An 18,646-nucleotide genomic window follows, 5' to 3' on the forward strand; every position below is an offset into this window, starting at 1 on the left:
GTACCCAGTTCGGCCTGTTTCAAGAAGACGCATCAGCTCTTCGCGCGAGATGCTGTGACAACAAATCAGATTGTCACCCGGAGTAACTGTAAGTATCCCGCTAAAACGAACCATTCACTTTCAGAGATCTTCCGACATATTCAATTTGCCAGCGAAGGAGATCGCTATGCGTAAAGCCCGTTTTACTGAGCATCAGATCATCGCTGACCTTAATCGAGAGGCGTTGTCGGTCGAAGCTGGATCTGAAACCAGTGGTCCGAGTACTCGACAGCAGCGCGGCCAACCATGGATATTTCGTCATCGCTTCGTATGGATAATGACCCGGAGTTTATTTCTCCGACGCTGGCTGAATGAGCAGAGATGCATATGCGGTAAAGCTGGAATTTATTCGGCTGGAGAAATCCACTCTGAATGCTTTTATAGAACGCTTTAACCGAACATATCAGTATAGAAATACTCGATTTTTATCTGTTCAGAACCCTGAATGAAGTGCGGGAGATGACGGAATGGGGGGACAGAATACAACAATGAACGCCCGCACGAATCACTGAATAACATGACACTGGAGGAATACCGCCTGGAACATCAAAGGTTCGGGATCTCAAAAAGTGCATGGAACTAAGAATGGTCTACTTACATCAGGACGAGCTCACTGCTCTGGACAGTACTCTACTGACTGAGTCGTTGCGCTTCTCAAGCTAAAGGATATGTGGGGGTCAGGTAGCCAGATTTTCAGGAAAACATAAACAAAAATTACGTATCGTTAATAAATGTATTGATATATTTCTGAAAGTGAAAATTTGGGATTGCCGGGGGAATAACAGGGTGATTAACTTAAGACGTGTTTATCTTAGAAGTCACTATTTAGAATGAACAGTAAAACGAATATCGAAAGAAAATTTCTTAAACATCAGCATGCTGCAATTAAAAAACTACATAATAAATCAGATCTGCCAGGCGCAGATCTTCGGTTTATGGACTTACGGAGGCTTAATTTGCGGGATATTAATTTATCAGGTAGTGATTTATCTTTTAGTGATATTCGTGATACTGACTTTTCTTACAGTAATCTAAGGGGTGTGAATCTGAGTAACTGTAAAATGCAGGGCGCTAACTTTAATTATTCAGACTGTACATGCGTGGATTTTTCCGGGAGTGATTTTGATAAAGCAAGTTTCACTGGCGCCATCTCTGAGCGAGATGATCTTGCATCTGATACTCTTTCAGCACGACCACTGATCTCTATCTATATGCCGACATGGAACCGGGAAAAACTGACCATTAGAGCTATTTACTCTGTGTTAAAGCAGGACTATGAACACTGGGAACTCATTATCGTTGATGATTTCTCATCATCGTTTAAGTTGCTGCAAAAGTTTATATCCGACCTTAATGATCCACGTATTATTTATATTAGAAATGAATACAACTCGGGAGCATGTGCTGTAAGAAACCAGGCAATCCGTCTTGCTAAAGGGGACTTTATAACCGGTCTTGACGACGATGACGAGTGGCTTTCATCGCGATTGTCATCTTTTCTTTCATACCGATATAAACTTAACTATCACGGTTTTTTATATGCAGGAGACTATTTGTGTGAAAGTGCCAGCTATGACAGCATTGATGATCTAAAGATCTACCCCAAACCCAATTACAAAAAAAGTCTATTTGATAAGAAGAATGTTATTGGTAATCAGGTATTTACAGTAACAAGTCGTATGCAGAAAGTGCTATTCGATACAGAATTGACTGCGGCTCAAGATTATGATGCTTTTTATCGCCTCGCAGAAGTATATGGCTCTCCGTTTAAATTGGAAAATATTACACAAATCCTTTACGTCAATCATGGTGAGGTTCGTATAACGTGTTCTGGTAGAAAATTTTCCGGTTATTTAAATTTCTACAGGAAACACAAATCCAAATTTGACACTTCCAGTGTAAAATATCAATTATTTACTTTGTATTATATCAGAAACAAAAAAATGTCCCTTAAGACTTTAATGAGGTTAATGACTGTTCGAAATTTTAAAAGATACTTCATGATGTACTCAAATTTCAGAAAGAGGAAGTTCTGATATGTAAAACATATTTGTACTCTTTAGGGTGAGGTTGTAAAAATACAAAATAAAGAATTATGTTTTATATTTATTGCTCTTGTTCTGTTCCAGAATTATATAGAGTGTTGCAGGGTTTCAGTCAATGGGTGTATCAGAAATGTTGTGACATTATCGGCTACTTTATTACATAGCAGACTGGATCTTTATCGGTGTATTTTCTGAAGGTGGTCACCTGAATTTCATCAAATAAAGGTGCCGGAGATGAGTTGCTGCTGAATATTATTGGGCTTAATTTACTTTCTTGAGAATAGCCGTCAACCTGCCGCTTTCAGGCGTTACAGTGGCAGTATCACTGAAACAGTTATCACCTCAGATATTCCTTAAGGCTCTTGAATGAGTTCTGTTTGGGAAACGAAAACGAGGTACGCGAAACTAAAACAGATAGACTCACTCTTTCAGAAAGATGTAATTACAGCACGTCCTAAATTGCTCTGTTTCAGTTTTTGAAAACCTGGACTTCCCCGGAGCCCGGCGTTCATATTCTGCCGGTGATATCAGGTAGCCGGAGTGGTGTCGGCGCTTACTGTTATCAATTATCCCAGTGTAATCCTCAATAAAACTCTCCGGGGTGTTGCTGAAGATACGCCCTCTAAAATGTCTCTGAGGTGCCTGTTAGACCCATAGCGATTGAAGGCTATGTTACAGTGAGGCCGTGGTTCTTTTTATACGCGGTTCCGGATGGCGCCGGTGAAATACAGGCCGGAAAGCACACTCACTGCATAACCCGATGCTGATAATGACTTCCGTTAAAGATGGCTTTCTCTGCGCGCAGTGCATCCGGATGGTCAAAAACAGAAGATCTCAACACCATGATAACAACCGATGAGATGCACTTTGCCGAATGGCAAATCTGGCCCCAACTGAGAATTTTGTTGCACCGGGGTAAGCCTGTAAGAATTTCTGCCAGAGCGTTTGATGTCCTGGTTGTGCTGCTGCGGGCTGGAGGTAAAGCGGTAAGTAAAGAGGCTTTACTTGTTCAGGTGTGGGGAAATGAAATTGTCGAAGAAAATAATCTTCAGGCGCAAATCTCCGCTATACGCCGCATTCTGGGTCACGATCGGCATCTACTTGTCACCGAATTTGGTTGTGGTTACCGCTTAAATATCAATAGTGCACCGCTGCAAACGCCTGCGAAACCAGAGCTACCCGAGCCTGTTGTTACCCCTTTTCTGACGTCGATTTTAGGGCGGGACCAGGCTGTGCAGGACGTCTGTACGTTATTAAATCACCACCCTCTGGTCACGATTACAGGTTCCGGGGGCGTGGGGAAAACGCGTCTGGCGTGGGAAGTCGTCAATCTTATGCGCACGCATTTTCCGGAGGGAACTTGTGTGGTTGAACTGGCGCATATCACTGAAGCCTCCAGCTTGTTATCTGTGTTTTCTCAGGCGCTACATCTTCCATTAGTTAGCCTGCATCATGATGCCGATTTACGGCAACAGCTTGCGCGACGCCGCTGTTTACTGCTGGTTGATAACTGCGAACATTTAATTAATGAACTGGAACCGGTGATAACCTCGCTGTTGCACGTGGCTCCCCATAGCAGGCTGTTGTTGACCAGTCAGGTAGCATTACAGATTGCTGGCGAGCAACAATATTTATTACCGCCATTACAAATTCCTGAACAGACAGACAGCGATAAGCAAACGCTACTCTCTTTTGCCAGCGTCCGTCTCTTTATCGAGCGTGTACAGGCCAACCGACATGATTTTCATCCCTCTGACAGTGAATTGTCGCTGATTGGCAAATTATGCCGCCATCTTGATGGATTGCCGTTGGCAATTGAACTTGCAGCCTCCCGTCTGCCAGTAATGAGCGTCAGCGAGATCTATAGCCGTCTGGAGGACCGTTTCCAGCTATTGAGCAATACGCACAGCGCACTGGTTCCCAGACACCAGAAAATAGTGACCACGCTGGAATGGACTTATCAGTTACTCAACGCGCGCGAACAGCGGTTATTCAGAACGCTGGGCATCTTCACCGACACGTTCAGTATGCAATCCGTCACTGATTTTCTGGTGTCCAGGGACAAGCATTACTGGCAGGTGATTGACGATGTGCAGCGGTTGCTCGCACTTTCACTGATTCAGGTCAGTAGCCAGGTGCCGGTAACCCGTTTTCGTCTGCTGGAAACCATGCGCCAGTTCGCCTGCAATAAACTCAGGCAACATGATGAATATGAAGAACTTTCTCTCCGTTTCGCCGATTATTATAAAGCCCTGGTGGAACAGGCCCAGGCTGACTGGCTGGTGCTGCCGACGGAACAGTGGCGGGAGCGTTATCGTCACATCCTTAATGATTTGCGCAGTGTTTTACAGCAAACATTAACCGAGGGGCGTGATTCCTCTACAGGGCTGGCGATCTTACAGGCTATGACGCCTTTCTGGATTGAATATTCCCTCTATGATGAATGTCAGCGTCATATCTCTCCTCTGTTATATGAAAATAGCTCGCGGGTCGTTTTAACGTTACGCCAGAGAATGCATCTCTGTGCCGCAGCGGGTAAGGCATCAACCTGGGCAAAAGGCCCGACATCTGAAACCCATTCAGCCTGGCAAACCGCACTGACGCTGGCAGAAAAGCTCGACGACAAAGAGATACGTTTGCAGGCGCATTACGGGTTATGGCTGTATTGCTTGCGCACGGGCGAGCTGAATACATCGCTTCAGCATGCGCAGTCGCTGTATGATCTCGCGCTCGCCATCAAAGACGCGGAGGCGCAGGCTACCGGGCTACGTCTTCTCGGCGTTTCACTGCATTTTTTAGGGCAGCATGCTGTCGGGCGCGATTACCTGCTGCAATCGCTGGCCTGGTACGATCGGGAGAGCGTAAGCCACTCTTTTCGTTTCGGTCTTGATCAACAGAGTGCTGGTATGGCTTTTCTGTCTCGCTTGCTCTGGGTACAGGGGGAGTATCAGGCCGCGAAACAGATGGCATGGCGCGGTGTGAAAAAAGCCGCGCGTTTACAGCATGCCTGCTCGCTTTGCTGCGCGCTGGCTGAAGGTGCCTGTATGACAGCCGCGCTTGATCGCCATCCGCGTTGGGTTGTAAAGGCCGCAAACTGGCTTATTTTTCTGGCAGAAAAGCATGATTTGTATTTCTGGAAGACCTATGGCGAGTTGTTTCTTGTCTGGGCAAAACGGTTCAGCCATGCCGACGTGGGTCAAAGTACACTGTTTAGTTCGCTGCGTGCGATGGGATTAGACTGGCAATATTCCCCGTTGCTCTCAGAAATTGATATCGGGATATCGCAGCAAACCGCCAGGCTGGATCATGAAAACTGGTGCGCGCCTGAGTTGATGCGTCTTTCCGCCGCGCAGTTACCTCCGCAGCAGCAACGCCCGTTGTTAGAGCTGGCGCTGAACAAGGCACGACAGCAACAGGCACATGGTTGGTCCCTGCGTATTGCTTATTCACTGGCAACGTTGCTGGTGGAAGCCGGAGAACAATTGGCGGCTAACCAGCTAATAGAAAACGTTTTACATGATGTCGATGGCTCAGACAGCGCGACGGATGTCAGACACGCTCTGGCGCTATGTGCCCGAATGGCGACCTGAAGTTTGACGTCTCACGGCTGTTAATAATCCCATCATCACCAGCCCGGCTCCCGCTGAGGAGATCAGTGTCCAGCTATGCGTTGCCTCCCATAACCCGGTAGCCACCAATGAACCGCATGCCCCGCCAATAAACATAACGCTCATAAAGAGAGTATTAAGCCGGTTTCTGGCATCCGGACGCAAAGAATAAATCGTGTGCTGGTTAGCTATCAGTACACATTGTTCACCCGCATCCAGGAGTAAAATGCCCGCCACCATACCCGCCATACTGTTCCAGCCCCAAAAAACAATCCAGGCGAACAGCATCAGTAACACACCAAAAACAACCATCCGAAATGATCCCTGGCGGTCACTGAAACTTCCCGCCAGAGGCGCACACAGAATACCGATGAGTCCCAAAATCGCCAGGGTTCCGGTTATGCCTGCACCGTAATGGTAGCGATGGGCTAACCAGAAAGGGAGCACGGTCCACAGCACGCTGAAGGAGGCAAACAGCATGGCTTGTGTCAGCGTCGCATTACGTACTTGCGGCTCGCTTTTCCACAGATCACCCAGTGAACGTAATACTGCCAGATAGTGAAACGTTGGCGTGGGCAACGTCTGAGAAGGCAAAAGGCGGGCGATGAAAAATAGCGCCAGCAATGTCATGATAGCGCCGGACAAAAAGACGCCACGCCAGCCGAAATACTGACCGATGAGGCCTCCGATAGCCCGGCCAGCAAGAATACCTGCGAGGACGCCGCTCATCACGGTACCTACTGTTTTGCCCCGTGAAGACGGCCTGGAGAGAGAGGCCGCGAGCGGCACTATTTGTTGGGCGACGGTTGCAACCATACCCGTAAGGAACGAGAAGAACACCAGCACTGTTGCCGTTGGGGATAGCATCATGCCGATCAGCGCCAGCAAAAGCACCTGAGCCTGACGCAGGATAAGCCATTGACGTTCAATATAATCGCCCAGAGGGATCAGAAATAACAAACCCGCCGCATAGCCTAACTGGGTGGCCATGGGGATTAACGAAACCGCTTCCCATTCATTGGGAAAGGCACCCGCGATCAGATTAAGAACAGATTGGTTAAAATAAATACTTGCCACAACAATGCAGCAAATCATCGCCAGCATCAGAACCCTGGCAGAAGAAAGCTCGTGGTTGTCCGTACGCACTGGCCACTCCTCGCTCTAAGCTCACTCTTTTTTTGCAGAATAAGCACAGTCGGCTCTCAACGCTTTGGCCGTTTTTTTCAGACGTCTGAATTCTGTTGCACAAGATTCTGAAATTAAGATCGGTTACTAATCCTTCTTATGTTGTTAACAGTGCTTAATTTGAGGAGCAACCCATGGATTTAAAACTGACAGGAAAAGTGGCTCTGGTAACCGGAGCGCGAAGCGGGATTGGTCTCAGTATTTGTGAAGAACTGGCCGCCAATGGTGTGCATTTAGTGATGGTTTCCAGACGAGAACCTGAGCTGATCCTGGCGGCAAAAAAAATCACCGATAAATATGGTGTTTCAGCGCTGCCTGTCGCCGGGGATGTAACGGATCCGGATCTGCCTTCGCGGGTGGTTGAACAAGCAGAAAAGGTTTTTCAGCACATTGATTTGCTGGTGAATAATGCCGGAAGAGCACATGCGGGCACGCTGTTAACCACCCCGGAAGAGGAGTGGCAGTTAATGACGGAGACCAAATTCTCCGCCATGCGACGCTTTTGCAAGGCTGTAATACCCGGAATGCAAAGACGAGGCTGGGGACGGATTGTCAATATTTCATCTATTGGCGGCATCTATCCCAACCCGCAACTTACCGTCTCACATGCACTGAGCGCTGCCATCAACAACCTGACCCGTAGCATAGCGCTGAGCGTGGCCGCGGATGGCATTCTGGTTAATGCTATTGGTGTAGGCGCTGTCGCGACGGATAACTGGGCGCAGAATATGCTACCGAATGTCCGCACTCGGCGTCCTGAACTGGCTGACAAAACGGACGACGAGGTTATGGCTTTACTGGGTAAAGAGAAGACCCCGGTAGGCCGCTTTGGGCTTCCCGAAGACATTGCATCAATTACTGCTTTTCTGCTTTCAGATAGAAATCAGTTTGTTACCGGGCAGACAATTGAAGCTTCAGGCGGAGCAGAGCGGTTTATGTGATTTTTCACACCCCTCAAGGATGAGAGCGGGGATCATGTCTGATTGCACGACCAAAAACGCGTTGTATTGAGTGTCGTGAAGCCTGAATCTGCGCAGGAAAGGCCTGTGCAGCATCGTTGTTCAGCGTTTCATTGGCCGTCCTTCCCTGTGACGTTCGGCCATGTAGCGCCCTTGAGATAAATTTGCGAAACAGGGTCGTTGTGCCCGGTCATTCAATGTTCCCCGGTCTGTCGGCGACTGAAGCACAAGATCCGTCATCCTGAGCAGGCGCGACCAAACTTACGCTGCCAGTTCTTCTCCGCGTTTTGCAGGATTTCTCCCGCCCGCCGTCATACGTAATTTTTATGGAAGACATTCAAACAGCGGCATATCCAGCGGCTGTTCCACTCATAAAATCTGTCGGTCGATAGAGGATGTCGACACATGCAGCGTCCCGGAAGCCTTTCGCAGTGAACCCTGGGGACCACCTCGGTGAAATAGATCAGCTACCGGGAGAAGGCAAACATAATGGCGTTCTCTTTTTTGCAACACTTCGTGCGAATTAAACGGATGGACGTTTACACGCGGGCAACATAATAATCACAATCACGATAAAAACGAGACTACGCGCGGCCTTCCGGCTGATGACGTGTCCGTGGTATGCAGGATTATCATGAAGCAGGCAGAGAATCTGGCTGTCACCGTCATCGCAAAGCAGTTCAACGGTGCTGGCAATGTACTACTGACCCTGGCGTCTGCCAGTGGTCATCCACTACCGGCGTTCACTCCCGGTGCTCATATTGATGTGACCATTCCCGACTGCGGCAAGCGGCAGTATTCGCTCTGCTCCGTTGCCGGGGCGGGGCACTACCAAATTTGCGTCCGTCTCGATCAGGCATCGGGCGGCGGCTCTCGTTGGCTGCACCATCAGGTGCAGACCGGGGCGAGCTTAACCATCTCCGCTCCACGCAACCATTTTCCCTTGCCGCAGGCACCGCGCACGCTGCTGTTTGCCGCCGGTATTGGCCTGACGCCGCTGCTGGTAATGGCGGAACAGCTGGCGGTGCAGGGTGCCGATTTCACGCTGCATCTGTTTCTCAAACGCCATGATGAACTGCCGTTCAGCGCGCGGCTGGAGCAACTTGGCGCGAGCGTGGTGCTGCATTACAGCAGCGAAGGTGACAGTCTGCGTCAGCATGTCCCGGCCGATCTTAAACAGTCGCACGACAGCGTGTTGGTGAGCTGTGGCCCGGCGGGTTTTATGGACCATCTGCATCAGTTAGCGCTGAAATACGGCTGGCGCGCTGATCAATTGTACAGTGAAAAATTCAAAGCCAGTGCTGCCACGCAATCGGTTGCTGGCGACACGTTCACGGTAGAAATCGCCTCGAGCGGGGCGCGTTACACCATCAATGCTGATGAAAGTATTGCGGAGGTGCTGGAGCGTGCCGGGATCGACATTGAACTCTCCTGCGAACAGGGGATGTGCGGGGCCTGCATTACCGGTGTGCTGCATGGTGAGCCGGATCATCGCGATGAAGTGTTGAGCCAGACAGAGCGTGCAGCCAATGATTGCATCGTGCTGTGCTGTTCGCGTGCCCGTTCCCCACTCCTGGTACTCGACCTGTGAACGCGTATCCGGGCGCAACAGGCGCGCGTTTACCTCGCTGGTTGCTGCCGCAGGAGTGGCCGATGGATGGCGATCAACCGGCGCTGGCAACCTTGCATTTCCGCGAAGAGGGCACCCGGATCGAGCCGGATCAGAATGTTAGCGGCTATCTGGCGCTCAATGGTGCACTGGTGCTGCCAGCGCTGATTGAACCCCACGCGCATCTCGATAAAACCTTCACCGCGCAGCGCAGTCCGCCCCAACAGCCGGGCCTGCTGGCAGCCATCGCCGCCATGCATCAGGACCGGGTGCGCTGGAGTGCGGACGACCTGCGGCAGCGTGCCAGCCAGGCACTGAGCTGGGCGGTGGAGGCCGGTGTGGGTCTGCTGCGTACCCATATCGACTGGTTTGCTGCCGATGCCCCGCTGGCATGGCAGGTTGTGGGTGAGTTGCAGCATCCGCTGTGCACCATTGAACGTGTCGCGCTGGCCCCGGTGACCTTTTTTGCTGATGCCGCCCAGGCGGATCATATCGCCGCCCAGGTGGCCGCCAGTGGTGCGCTGCTCGGGGGCTTTATTCACAGCAGCAACTGGGATGCCCAGGCGTTTACCCATTTATTGCAGGCGGCGGAACGCTGGCAGCTGGATATCGATCTGCATATCGACGAAGAACTGAGCCACGATGCGCAGGGCTTGCGCTGGCTGGCGTGCTATTTGCGGCAGCATTCGTTTAACGGACGCATTACCTGTAGCCACGGTTGTGCCCTGGCGCAGCAGGAAGACGGCGAGGCCATCCTTGAGGTGCTGGCGCAACATCGCGTCACCCTGATTGCGCTGCCGCTGACCAACCTGCTGTTACAGGACGCAGTGCCGGGACGTACCCCACGTCAGCGCGGTTTAACGCTGATTAAAGAGGCGCAGGCGCGCGGCATCCCCTTGCTGTTAGGGGCGGATAACGTGCAGGACGCGTTCTGTCCGGTCGGCAGCTACGACCCGCTCGACACGCTGTTCAGCGGCCTGCTGAGTGCGCAGTTGGGTATGGCCTTTGATGAAGCATCGGCACTGATTTGTCAGCGTACGGCGTTGCATGATGGTGCAAATGTGTTGGCTAACGATTTTGTCATTTTCCCTGCAGCCGAGGCGGCAAGCTGGCCACTGCGTAGCCGCAGTCGCTATCGGTTGAAACAGGGGATCTGTTATGGGGAATTCCGCAATGACACTTGAAGCTGGGGCGGGTAAACCGCTGGCGAAGTATGCCGCGTGGCGACGCGCGGGCGATTTTATCTTTCTCTCCGGCATTATCCCGGTGAACCCACAAACCGCGCTGATTGTGCGCGGTTACGACGATATCCCCGCCGGAGCGCAGCAACTGCTGGGGCGCACCGGCGAGTTCTCCACCGATATCAAAGAAGGGCCGATCCTGGCGCAAAGCTGGTATGTGTTGGAGAGCATCCGCACCACCATTGAGAGCGCGGGCGGCCAGATGAGCGACGTGATCAAACTGGTGCAGTACTTCCGCAATCTGGATCACTTTCCGCACTACAGCCGGGTGCGCAAGTTGTTTTACCCCGATACGCCACCGATTTCTACCGTGGTTCAGGTGAGTGAAATGCTGCCCAGCCCGGATGTCTTAATTGAAGTTGAAGCGACGGCGTGGTTGCCGCAATAACACGAGGAAGCAAGATGTTACATGGTTATATTCCGGCAAACCGCTTTTTGCCGTATCTGAGCTGGACCGATATCGCCACGTTGGACGACAAAACCAACACGGTGATTGTGCTGCCGACCGGGGCGATTGAGCAGCATGGCCCGCATCTGCCGTGTGCGGTGGATAGCGTGATCTCCTCCGGGGTAGTCGGCCATGCGCTGGCACGTTTACCGGCAACGATCCCGGCCTACGCCATTCCGCCCATCACCTATGGCAAATCGGACGAGCATCTGCATTTCCCCGGCACTCTGACGCTGACTGGTGAGACGCTGCTGCACACCATTCTGGAGATTGGCGAATCGCTGTACCGCGCCGGTTTCCGTAAGTTCCTGATGGTCAACGGCCATGGTGGTCAGCCGCAGCCGTTGCAGATGGCAGCGCGCGAACTGCGCCTGCGTCACGGCGACATGATCATCATCATGCAGGACACCTTCAAAGTGCCGAACTGCGCCGAAAGTTTTATGGACGAGCAGGAACGTCAGATGGCGATGCACGCCGGTCATGCCGAAACCGCGCTAATGCTGGCGTTGGCACCGGATACTGTGCAGATGGACAAAGCAGTCGCCAACTATCCACCGGCATTCCCGTGCCCGACGCTCTCCCGCACCCGTCCGATGGCGGCATGGGCGTCATATGACTTTGGCCCGAGCGGTGTGATCGGCGATCCGCGCCCGTCAACCAAAGAGCAGGGGGATGCGATTCTGGATTCACTGGCGACCAGTTGGGCGCAGGTGATTACCGAAGTGCATCAGATGACATGGGTAACACGCGCTGAACCGGCGTGGGGCACAGGGCAGTGGCAGGGCAAAGTATTAGACCAAAACGACGCAGCATCATTATTACCACCGCGCTAATTCGGGGATCGGCTATGAAACAAACATTGAGCATTGTCGCCGCGCTTTCCATGGCCCTGTCGGCCCAAGGAATGGCTGCCGAGAAATTTACATTTATGACCAACTGGTATGCTCAGGCCGAGCATGGCGGTTTTTATCAGGCCCAGGCACAGAATCTGTACCGTGATGCCGGTCTGGACGTCACCATCAAAATGGGAGGGCCGCAGGTGCACACCATGCAGTTGATGGCGGCAGGCCAGGCCGACTGCATCATCAGCGATAACATGCAGGCGCTGGAATCCTGGCAGCAGGGCGTGGAAGCTGTACCGGTTGCCACCACCTTCCAGCATTCGGCGATTGTGTTTATCACCCACCCGGATGTGAAAAGCCAGGCCGATTTGCAGGGTAAAACCTTCCTGTTAGCCGCCGAAGCCTATACCTCCTACTGGCCGTGGGCGCAGAGCGTTCTCAACCTGAAAAACGCCCGCGTGCGCCCGTATACCTTCAGCGTGCAGCCGTTCCTCGCGGATAAAACCCTGGTACAGCAGGGCTACGTGACCTCCGAACCTTTTGCGGTGCAGAAAGCCGGGGCGCAGGCCAACATCTACCCGATCAGCGACTGGGGCTACCCACCATACGGCAACAGCATCGTGTGCATGAAATCGACCATCGAGAAACGTCCGCAGGCGGTCGCGGCTTTTGTTAAAGCCTCGATGCAGGGCTGGAAAAACTACCTGGAGAATCCGGCACCGGGCAACACGCTGATTAAGAAAGAAAACCCGCAGATGACCGACGAACAGATCGCCTTCGGCATCGCCCAGATGAAGAAGTATCAGATGCTGACAGGCGGCGATGCGCAGACCGGCGGTATCGGCATTATGACCGTACCGCGTCTGAAGCAGACCTGGCAGTTGCTGGTGGACAACAAGCTGATCGATCCGGTGAAAGTACCGTTTGACGGCAGCTACACCCTGAAATTCATTGAAGACGTGAAGGTCATGCCATGAATGTCGCCAGCCGACTGACCCTGATGAGCAATGATGTGCAAGCGGTGCCGCTGCATGCGGCACCCCCGGCGATTGAAGTGCTCTCTGCGGAGAAAATTTATCCGAATGGTACGCGTGCGTTGCTGCCGGTGGACCTGACGATTCGCCAGGGCGAATTTGTCTCGCTGCTCGGTCCGTCCGGCTGTGGCAAAAGTACCTTGTTAAAAATGATCGCCGGGCTGATAGAGTCGAGCGATGGAAAACTGATGCTTTTCCGTCGCGATCGTCGGGAAAAACAGCGTGATCTGCCGTTATCGTTCGTTTTTCAGGAGGCGACGCTGATGCCGTGGAGCAACGTACATAAAAATGTGCGCCTGCCCCTCGACTTGTCCGGTGTGCCGCGGGCCGAAGCCGATACCCGCGTGCGCGAAATCCTTGATCTGGTGGGGCTGGGGCAGTTTGGCCATGTGCTGCCACGTGAGCTGTCCGGGGGAATGCAGATGCGTGTGTCGATTGCCCGTGGCCTGGTGACGCGCCCGAAAGTGCTGCTGATGGATGAACCCTTCGGTGCACTGGATGAGATCACCCGTAACAAACTGGATAGCGATCTGCTGCAGCTGTGGCAGGAGCAGAAGCTGACAGTGGTGTTTGTCACCCATTCGATTCAGGAAGCGGTATTCCTGTCGCAGCGCGTGATCATGATGGCGGCACGGCCGGGCCGCGTGGTGGATGACATCAGCATTGATGCGCCATTCCCGCGTGATGATGAGTTTCGCGTCAGCCAGCAATTTACCCAGTATGCCCAGCAGTTGCAGCGCGGTCTGTTTGCTGCCAGTCAGGAGAGCAAATGATGAAAAAGCCCTTAGCCGCGCAGCGTAAATTTCAGCAGTGTCTGTTCCCGGCGCTGTTTGCCATTGTGCTGCTGCTGCTGTGGCAGTTCCTGGTGACGGCGCTGAAGGTGCCTGCCTTCCTGGTGCCGTCGCCGCAGGTGGTGGCACAAAGCCTGGTGCAGAACTTCCCGACGCTGTTTATGTCGCTGCTCTACACACTGAAAATCACTGTGATCTCCTTTCTGGTGGCGATTGTGATTGGCTCGGTCATGGCGTTTTTGCTGGTGCAGAACCGCTTTATCGAAAGTGCGTTGTTTCCCTACATCGTGTTTTTGCAGGTGACGCCGATTGTGGCGATTGCCCCGCTGATCATCATCTGGGTGAAAGATACCACTATGTCGCTGGTGGTGTGTGCCACGCTGATGGCGGTGTTTCCCATCATCTCCAATACCACTCAGGGGCTGCGCAGTGTCTCGCCGGGCCTGTTAAGTTACTTCAAACTTAACCATGCGTCGCGGTTGCAGATTTTACTGCGCCTGCGCATTCCTTCGGCATTGCCGTACTTTTTCGGTGCGCTGCGTATCTCCAGCGGCTTGTCGCTGATTGGCGCAGTGGTGGCGGAGTTCGTCGCCGGTACGGGTGGTACCGACACCGGGCTGGCCTACCAGATTTTACAGGCCGGTTATCAGCTCAATATTCCGCTGATGTTTGCCGCGCTGTTACTGATTTCCCTGGCGGGGTTCCTGCTGTTTGCCCTGATGTCGTGGCTAACGCGCCGCGTATTGGCGGCCTGGCACGAGAGCGAACTTACCCCGACCTGATACCTCAACAACAGGAAAGAAAGATGTCTGATTCCGATCGTCAGTCTGTACTGGCGGCGCTGGTCGCAGCGCTGCCTGAGCTGGACTGGATTAAAGATGCGCCTAAGGTCAAACGCCTGTCGCGCGATTTTCACTGGTTCAGCCCGGTGTTGAAACCGCAACTGGAAGAGAAATTTGCTGAGCTGGCAGTGCGCCCGCGTGATGAACAGGAACTGGTGTCAGTGGTGGCTGCCTGTGCGGCCCGTCGCATCCCGCTCAATCTGCGCGGGGGCGGCACCGGTAACTATGGTCAGTTGATCCCGCTGGAGGGCGGGGTGATGGTCGATATGACCAGACTGAACGCTGTGGTGAGCATGGGGCAAGGCACGGTGCGCGCGCAGGCCGGGATTCGTCTCGGTGACCTGGAAGCCCATACCCGACCACTCGGCTGGGAGCTGCGTTGTATGCCCTCCACCTGGAAGCTGGCGACGCTCGGCGGTCTGTTTGGCGGTGGTTTTGGTGGCGTGGGTTCCATCAACTATGGCCCGCTGGCGGCCCCCGGCAATGTGTTGTCAGTGAAGCTGATGACGATGGAAAAGACGCCACGCATCCTGACTCTACAGGCGCCTGACGCCTTACTGCTGCATCATGCTTACGGCAGCAACGGCATTGTGCTGGAGATTGAGCTGGCGCTGGCTCCGCGTCACGACTGGATTGAACGTCTCGACACCTTTGCCAGCTTCCCGGCAGCGATGGCCTTTGCCGATGCGCTGGCGAAATCGCCAGGGCTGGTGAAGCGTCAGGTGGCGGTGATGGCGGCGCCGGTGCTGGATTACTTCACCGATCTCGCCGATGCGGGCATAGCGGGGCAGCATGGCGTGATTTCGGTGGTCGGGGTGGAGAGCGACCGACTAATGCCATCATTGCTGACGCAGCATGATGGCCGCAACGCGCTGCATTTTGCTGAGGGTGAGAATCACGGTCATTCGTTGATTGAATATTGCTGGAACCACACCACGTTGCAGGCACTGAAGGTCGATAAGACCCTGACCTATTTGCAAACTGCCTATGCGCCGGAAAATTATCATCAGCAGGCGCTGGCGATGGAAGCACAATTATCAGATGAGGTGATGTCGCATATTGAGTTTCTGCGCGATATGAACGGCACGCTGACCTGTAGCGGGTTGCCGCTGGTGCGATATAGCGATGAAGAACGTCTGAACGCCATTATGGATATTTATCGTGATAACGGGGTGAAAATTAATAACCCGCACGTTATTCATATTGAAGATGGTAAACAAGGCATGGTGCGGGCAGATGTTGTGGCAATGAAACGTGCCTGCGATCCGTATAATTTACTGAATCCTGGAAAATTACGTGGCTGGGAAGTACGCGATACATTGCCGGATGTGAAAATAGCCGGCATAAGTAATTAATCAATAATAAAAAATTTTTACGGCAAAGCATGCCACCGACCGTACATTTATTGTGCGGGTGGCACTGCTTTGCTCTTTTCAAAAAGTGACGAGGCTTGGGATTATGCAATTAAAAACACTAAGTGGTGCGTGTCTTGCTGCGCTGTTTTTCCCGCTTGTTCCAGCTGCACTGGCGGCGACACAGAGCAATATCAGCGATTGTCAGTACGGTGCGAGTGGTGTAAATAGCTTCACCGATATTTTCACCTGCGGTACCGTGAGCGGCAGTTTGCGCACGTTGTATTATTCAACGCACAACGCGTATTTTTCTAAAGGTTTTAATCAGGACACCCTGAGCTACGGTGGTGATATAAAATATGAAACCGCGCCGTTTTATGGTTTCCGTGCCGGTGTCAGCGGTATTTTCCTGCGCGGGATTGACCATCCGGATGAAGCTCATACCATCAGCGATATTGGTGATAATCAAACTAACGTTGGTGAGGCTTATTTAAGCTGGCAGCTGGATGATTTTAAAATTACTGCCGGTGATCAACGAATCAATATTCCTTTTGTCGGTGATTACGACTGGCGTATTACGCCTATTTTGTTCCGTGGTGTAGATGCGAATTACGGCGACAGCACCAATTATCTGCATGCCACCAAAGTCTGGCGTTATAAACCGTGGGGTGACGATCAATTCCTGAATACCACGGCCTATACCGATGTGGATGAACGCACTAACGGCATGTGGGCGTTGGGTGGTGGTCGCGGTACGCAGTGGGACGGCAAAAAACTCACCGGCCAGTTGTGGTATCAGGAGTATGCCGATTATACCCGCCTGGTGTATGGCGAGAGCCATTTACAATGGCAGGATGCGCTGTTCCAGCCGGATTTTGGCGTGCAATTTATTCGCGGCACCAGCCTGGGCAAAGCGCTGGCTGGTGAAGTGAACAGTACCTCTTACGGTGCCCAACTGGCGCTGACCCTGACTCCAGCCCTGAGCTGGAAGCTGGGCTATGACCACATCGCCGCCAGCGGCAATAGCTGGAACAACGGTTCGCTGGTGACGCCTTACGCGCACAACACTTCGTCGGGTCCTTACTTTGCGCAACCGTTCTTCACCAGTACTCAGGATCTGGGAAGCGGCAATGCATATATGACCAATCTGAATTACGTGATGAATGAAAACCTGTCTCTGGGGACGCAGTATTCGTTTATGGATCTGAAACCGTCACCGGCTTCGGCCAGCATTAATCAGTCGGAATATCTGGTGTATTTCACCTGGAGTTTCAGTGGCATGCTGAAAGGGTTGAGCCTGACCGATTTCGCTGGGGTGCAGACATCACCGCTATATGATTCGCATTTCTGGCAGAACCGTTTAAGCCTGCAATACGACTTTTAAATCGCCGGGAGGCTTCGCGGCCTCCCGTTTTGTTGATTTATCGCGCACTTAGACACGTGCCACACGGTTTCTGGCTCAATACTCACCCTTCCTGCCAGCCCGCGACACTCAACAACAAACTGCCCGCCATCGACGTCGTGTCATCACTTTCGGTATCGCTGTTTTTAGAGCTTCTTTTAAAGAGCCAAAGCACATCCACTGAAATTTCCAGAAGCGACAAAGTCTACTTCTGGCATGAAGCGGACAGTCTGAAAGCTCGCTTAGAGCGAGAAGCGGAAGTTCGCAATTGTTCTCACAACTGGTTAAGGCATTGCTAACATCACGATGCATCAATTAACTGGGTTAAGGTCACACCTTTCAGGATACTGGAAAAAATTACCGAACAAGCAGATCCAACCAATCTGGGTTCTCAATTTTACGTGAATAGGGCAACATTGCACGATTAATCAACTCAAAGAATTCTGACTCCTCCATCCTTACGGCTTCGCTTGTGCCTGGTCCTTCCCATTCATCAAAGAGATGCCAGTAAAGCGATTTCAAGGTGTCAACCACTGCAGTGAAAATCTTTACGTCAGGTTCAAGCCAATGACACACCAGAAAATACATTTTCTGCTCTGCATCATGGATGGAAGCGCACTGGGAAAGTTGACTCATAAATAGCTTGATCCAGACCAATGCTGCTGTTTTTAGCGGTGGCAGGTTTATCTGCTGCTCTGCCATGTACCGTGACATATATAATTCAACCTCGGCCCATTCAGGTTGATTATCAAGCCCCAGTGAAGCGAGGATTAAAAGAGTCTCCGAATCATTTCCTTCGATAATTTGATCTTCAGCCCATGCAATGATCATGCAGTCCAGATCATTGTGAAGAAATTGATATTTTCCTGAAAATACAAGCAACCCGAGCAGCTCATTGAGCGTGTATACAGATGGCATCTAGTATTCCCTTTCCTGAGTTTTAACATGAACCCTGGCAGTGATAATTTCTGAGTCCATTATCAATTGAACGTTGGGTCTATGTAACTAAATGACACTCCAATCAACCTTCATTTTATCTTACCTATTGATTTAAATACTATAAAGATTAGAAGCCTACCGATTTTGGCTACATAAGCAGAAGTGTGAAACGTCCGCTTCTGGCTGTGAGTTCAACGGGTCGATGCAACGCTATCCTTAATCGAAGGGGGACGTTGCCATGAAACGAAGAACGCGCATTTACTACACGCCAGAACAGAAAGCGATTATCCAGGACAGATATAAGCAAGGT

At 51.9% G+C, this 18,646-nt stretch carries 14 protein-coding genes and 2 pseudogenes; 14 read left to right on the plus strand and 2 right to left on the minus strand.

Annotated elements, in window-relative coordinates; translation table 11 throughout:
• Positions 1 to 178 precede the first annotated feature (178 nt).
• The 4 genes and pseudogenes from CWM66_RS29125 to CWM66_RS20065 all read left to right on the plus strand — a co-directional run.
• Positions 179 to 622: pseudogene (locus CWM66_RS29125) on the plus strand (integrase core domain-containing protein); the annotation flags it as partial.
• A gap of 247 nt (positions 623 to 869) precedes the next feature.
• Positions 870 to 1,178 (plus strand): annotated as a pseudogene (locus CWM66_RS29435) (pentapeptide repeat-containing protein); the annotation flags it as partial.
• 9 nt (positions 1,179 to 1,187) lie between these two features.
• Positions 1,188 to 2,075: a colanic acid biosynthesis glycosyltransferase WcaA gene (wcaA, locus tag CWM66_RS20060; RefSeq protein WP_255416478.1), complete on the plus strand. Its 888-nt coding sequence runs from the start codon at positions 1,188 to 1,190 to the stop codon at positions 2,073 to 2,075.
• 851 nt (positions 2,076 to 2,926) lie between these two features.
• Positions 2,927 to 5,674, plus strand: a complete 2,748-nt coding sequence (locus tag CWM66_RS20065) for a winged helix-turn-helix domain-containing protein (RefSeq protein WP_233218407.1) — start codon at positions 2,927 to 2,929, stop codon at positions 5,672 to 5,674.
• On the opposite strand, the gene CWM66_RS20070 is transcribed toward CWM66_RS20065, so the two are convergent.
• Positions 5,651 to 6,838: an MFS transporter gene (locus CWM66_RS20070; protein WP_007370404.1), complete on the minus strand. Its 1,188-nt coding sequence runs from the start codon at positions 6,836 to 6,838 to the stop codon at positions 5,651 to 5,653. The genes CWM66_RS20065 and CWM66_RS20070 overlap by 24 nt on opposite strands.
• Before the next feature lie 173 nt (positions 6,839 to 7,011).
• Here CWM66_RS20070 and CWM66_RS20075 point away from each other — a divergent pair, with 173 nt between their 5' ends.
• The 10 genes from CWM66_RS20075 (at position 7,012) to CWM66_RS20125 (ending at position 17,379) form a co-directional block, all read left to right on the plus strand.
• Positions 7,012 to 7,818, plus strand: coding sequence for an SDR family NAD(P)-dependent oxidoreductase (locus CWM66_RS20075; protein WP_090398600.1), 807 nt, complete (start codon positions 7,012 to 7,014; stop codon positions 7,816 to 7,818).
• A gap of 652 nt (positions 7,819 to 8,470) precedes the next feature.
• Positions 8,471 to 9,427 (plus strand): PDR/VanB family oxidoreductase, encoded by a 957-nt coding sequence (locus CWM66_RS20085; RefSeq protein WP_071921346.1) that lies wholly within the window; start codon positions 8,471 to 8,473, stop codon positions 9,425 to 9,427.
• A complete protein-coding gene (locus tag CWM66_RS20090; RefSeq protein ID WP_079517417.1) occupies positions 9,424 to 10,629 on the plus strand; it encodes an amidohydrolase family protein in 1,206 nt (401 codons plus the stop codon). Before CWM66_RS20085 ends, CWM66_RS20090 begins: the two co-directional genes overlap by 4 nt.
• Positions 10,619 to 11,074, plus strand: coding sequence for a RidA family protein (locus CWM66_RS20095; RefSeq protein WP_072439060.1), 456 nt, complete (start codon positions 10,619 to 10,621; stop codon positions 11,072 to 11,074). The genes CWM66_RS20090 and CWM66_RS20095 overlap by 11 nt, the downstream gene beginning before the upstream one ends.
• A gap of 14 nt (positions 11,075 to 11,088) precedes the next feature.
• Entirely contained in the window at positions 11,089 to 11,967 is an 879-nt protein-coding gene (locus CWM66_RS20100; RefSeq protein ID WP_007370413.1) for a creatininase family protein, read from the plus strand.
• A 14-nt stretch (positions 11,968 to 11,981) separates the two neighbouring features.
• Positions 11,982 to 12,953, plus strand: a complete 972-nt coding sequence (locus CWM66_RS20105; RefSeq protein ID WP_072439062.1) for an ABC transporter substrate-binding protein — start codon at positions 11,982 to 11,984, stop codon at positions 12,951 to 12,953.
• On the plus strand, positions 12,950 to 13,783 hold the full coding sequence (locus tag CWM66_RS20110; RefSeq protein WP_035887707.1) for an ABC transporter ATP-binding protein: 834 nt from the start codon (positions 12,950 to 12,952) through the stop codon (positions 13,781 to 13,783). Before CWM66_RS20105 ends, CWM66_RS20110 begins: the two co-directional genes overlap by 4 nt.
• Positions 13,780 to 14,583, plus strand: coding sequence for an ABC transporter permease (locus CWM66_RS20115; RefSeq protein WP_007370416.1), 804 nt, complete (start codon positions 13,780 to 13,782; stop codon positions 14,581 to 14,583). Before CWM66_RS20110 ends, CWM66_RS20115 begins: the two co-directional genes overlap by 4 nt.
• A 23-nt stretch (positions 14,584 to 14,606) precedes the next feature.
• Positions 14,607 to 15,998, plus strand: coding sequence for an FAD-binding oxidoreductase (locus CWM66_RS20120; RefSeq protein ID WP_071921344.1), 1,392 nt, complete (start codon positions 14,607 to 14,609; stop codon positions 15,996 to 15,998).
• Between the two features lie 103 nt (positions 15,999 to 16,101).
• On the plus strand, positions 16,102 to 17,379 hold the full coding sequence (locus CWM66_RS20125; RefSeq protein ID WP_035887713.1) for a TonB-dependent receptor: 1,278 nt from the start codon (positions 16,102 to 16,104) through the stop codon (positions 17,377 to 17,379).
• Positions 17,380 to 17,754: 375 nt separating this feature from the next.
• Here CWM66_RS20125 and CWM66_RS20130 read toward each other — a convergent pair whose 3' ends face one another.
• Positions 17,755 to 18,315 (minus strand): hypothetical protein, encoded by a 561-nt coding sequence (locus CWM66_RS20130; protein WP_035887714.1) that lies wholly within the window; start codon positions 18,313 to 18,315, stop codon positions 17,755 to 17,757.
• Positions 18,316 to 18,646 lie beyond the last annotated feature (331 nt).

This window comes from Kosakonia sp. H7A (genome assembly GCF_003028445.1).
Taxonomy (GTDB): domain Bacteria; phylum Pseudomonadota; class Gammaproteobacteria; order Enterobacterales; family Enterobacteriaceae; genus Kosakonia; species Kosakonia radicincitans.

Bases quoted from the DNA above. Each gene is read 5' to 3' on its own strand.
- CWM66_RS20130 (WP_035887714.1), bottom strand. From the start codon at position 18,315: ATGCCATCTGTATACACGCTCAATGAGCTGCTCGGGTTGCTTGTATTT.
- CWM66_RS20095 (WP_072439060.1), top strand. From the start codon at position 10,619: ATGACACTTGAAGCTGGGGCGGGTAAACCGCTGGCGAAGTATGCCGCG.
- CWM66_RS20065 (WP_233218407.1), top strand. From the start codon at position 2,927: ATGATAACAACCGATGAGATGCACTTTGCCGAATGGCAAATCTGGCCC.
- CWM66_RS20120 (WP_071921344.1), top strand. From the start codon at position 14,607: ATGTCTGATTCCGATCGTCAGTCTGTACTGGCGGCGCTGGTCGCAGCG.
- CWM66_RS20075 (WP_090398600.1), top strand. From the start codon at position 7,012: ATGGATTTAAAACTGACAGGAAAAGTGGCTCTGGTAACCGGAGCGCGA.
- CWM66_RS20115 (WP_007370416.1), top strand. From the start codon at position 13,780: ATGATGAAAAAGCCCTTAGCCGCGCAGCGTAAATTTCAGCAGTGTCTG.
- CWM66_RS20085 (WP_071921346.1), top strand. From the start codon at position 8,471: ATGAAGCAGGCAGAGAATCTGGCTGTCACCGTCATCGCAAAGCAGTTC.
- CWM66_RS20105 (WP_072439062.1), top strand. From the start codon at position 11,982: ATGAAACAAACATTGAGCATTGTCGCCGCGCTTTCCATGGCCCTGTCG.
- CWM66_RS20125 (WP_035887713.1), top strand. From the start codon at position 16,102: ATGCAATTAAAAACACTAAGTGGTGCGTGTCTTGCTGCGCTGTTTTTC.
- CWM66_RS20110 (WP_035887707.1), top strand. From the start codon at position 12,950: ATGAATGTCGCCAGCCGACTGACCCTGATGAGCAATGATGTGCAAGCG.
- CWM66_RS20100 (WP_007370413.1), top strand. From the start codon at position 11,089: ATGTTACATGGTTATATTCCGGCAAACCGCTTTTTGCCGTATCTGAGC.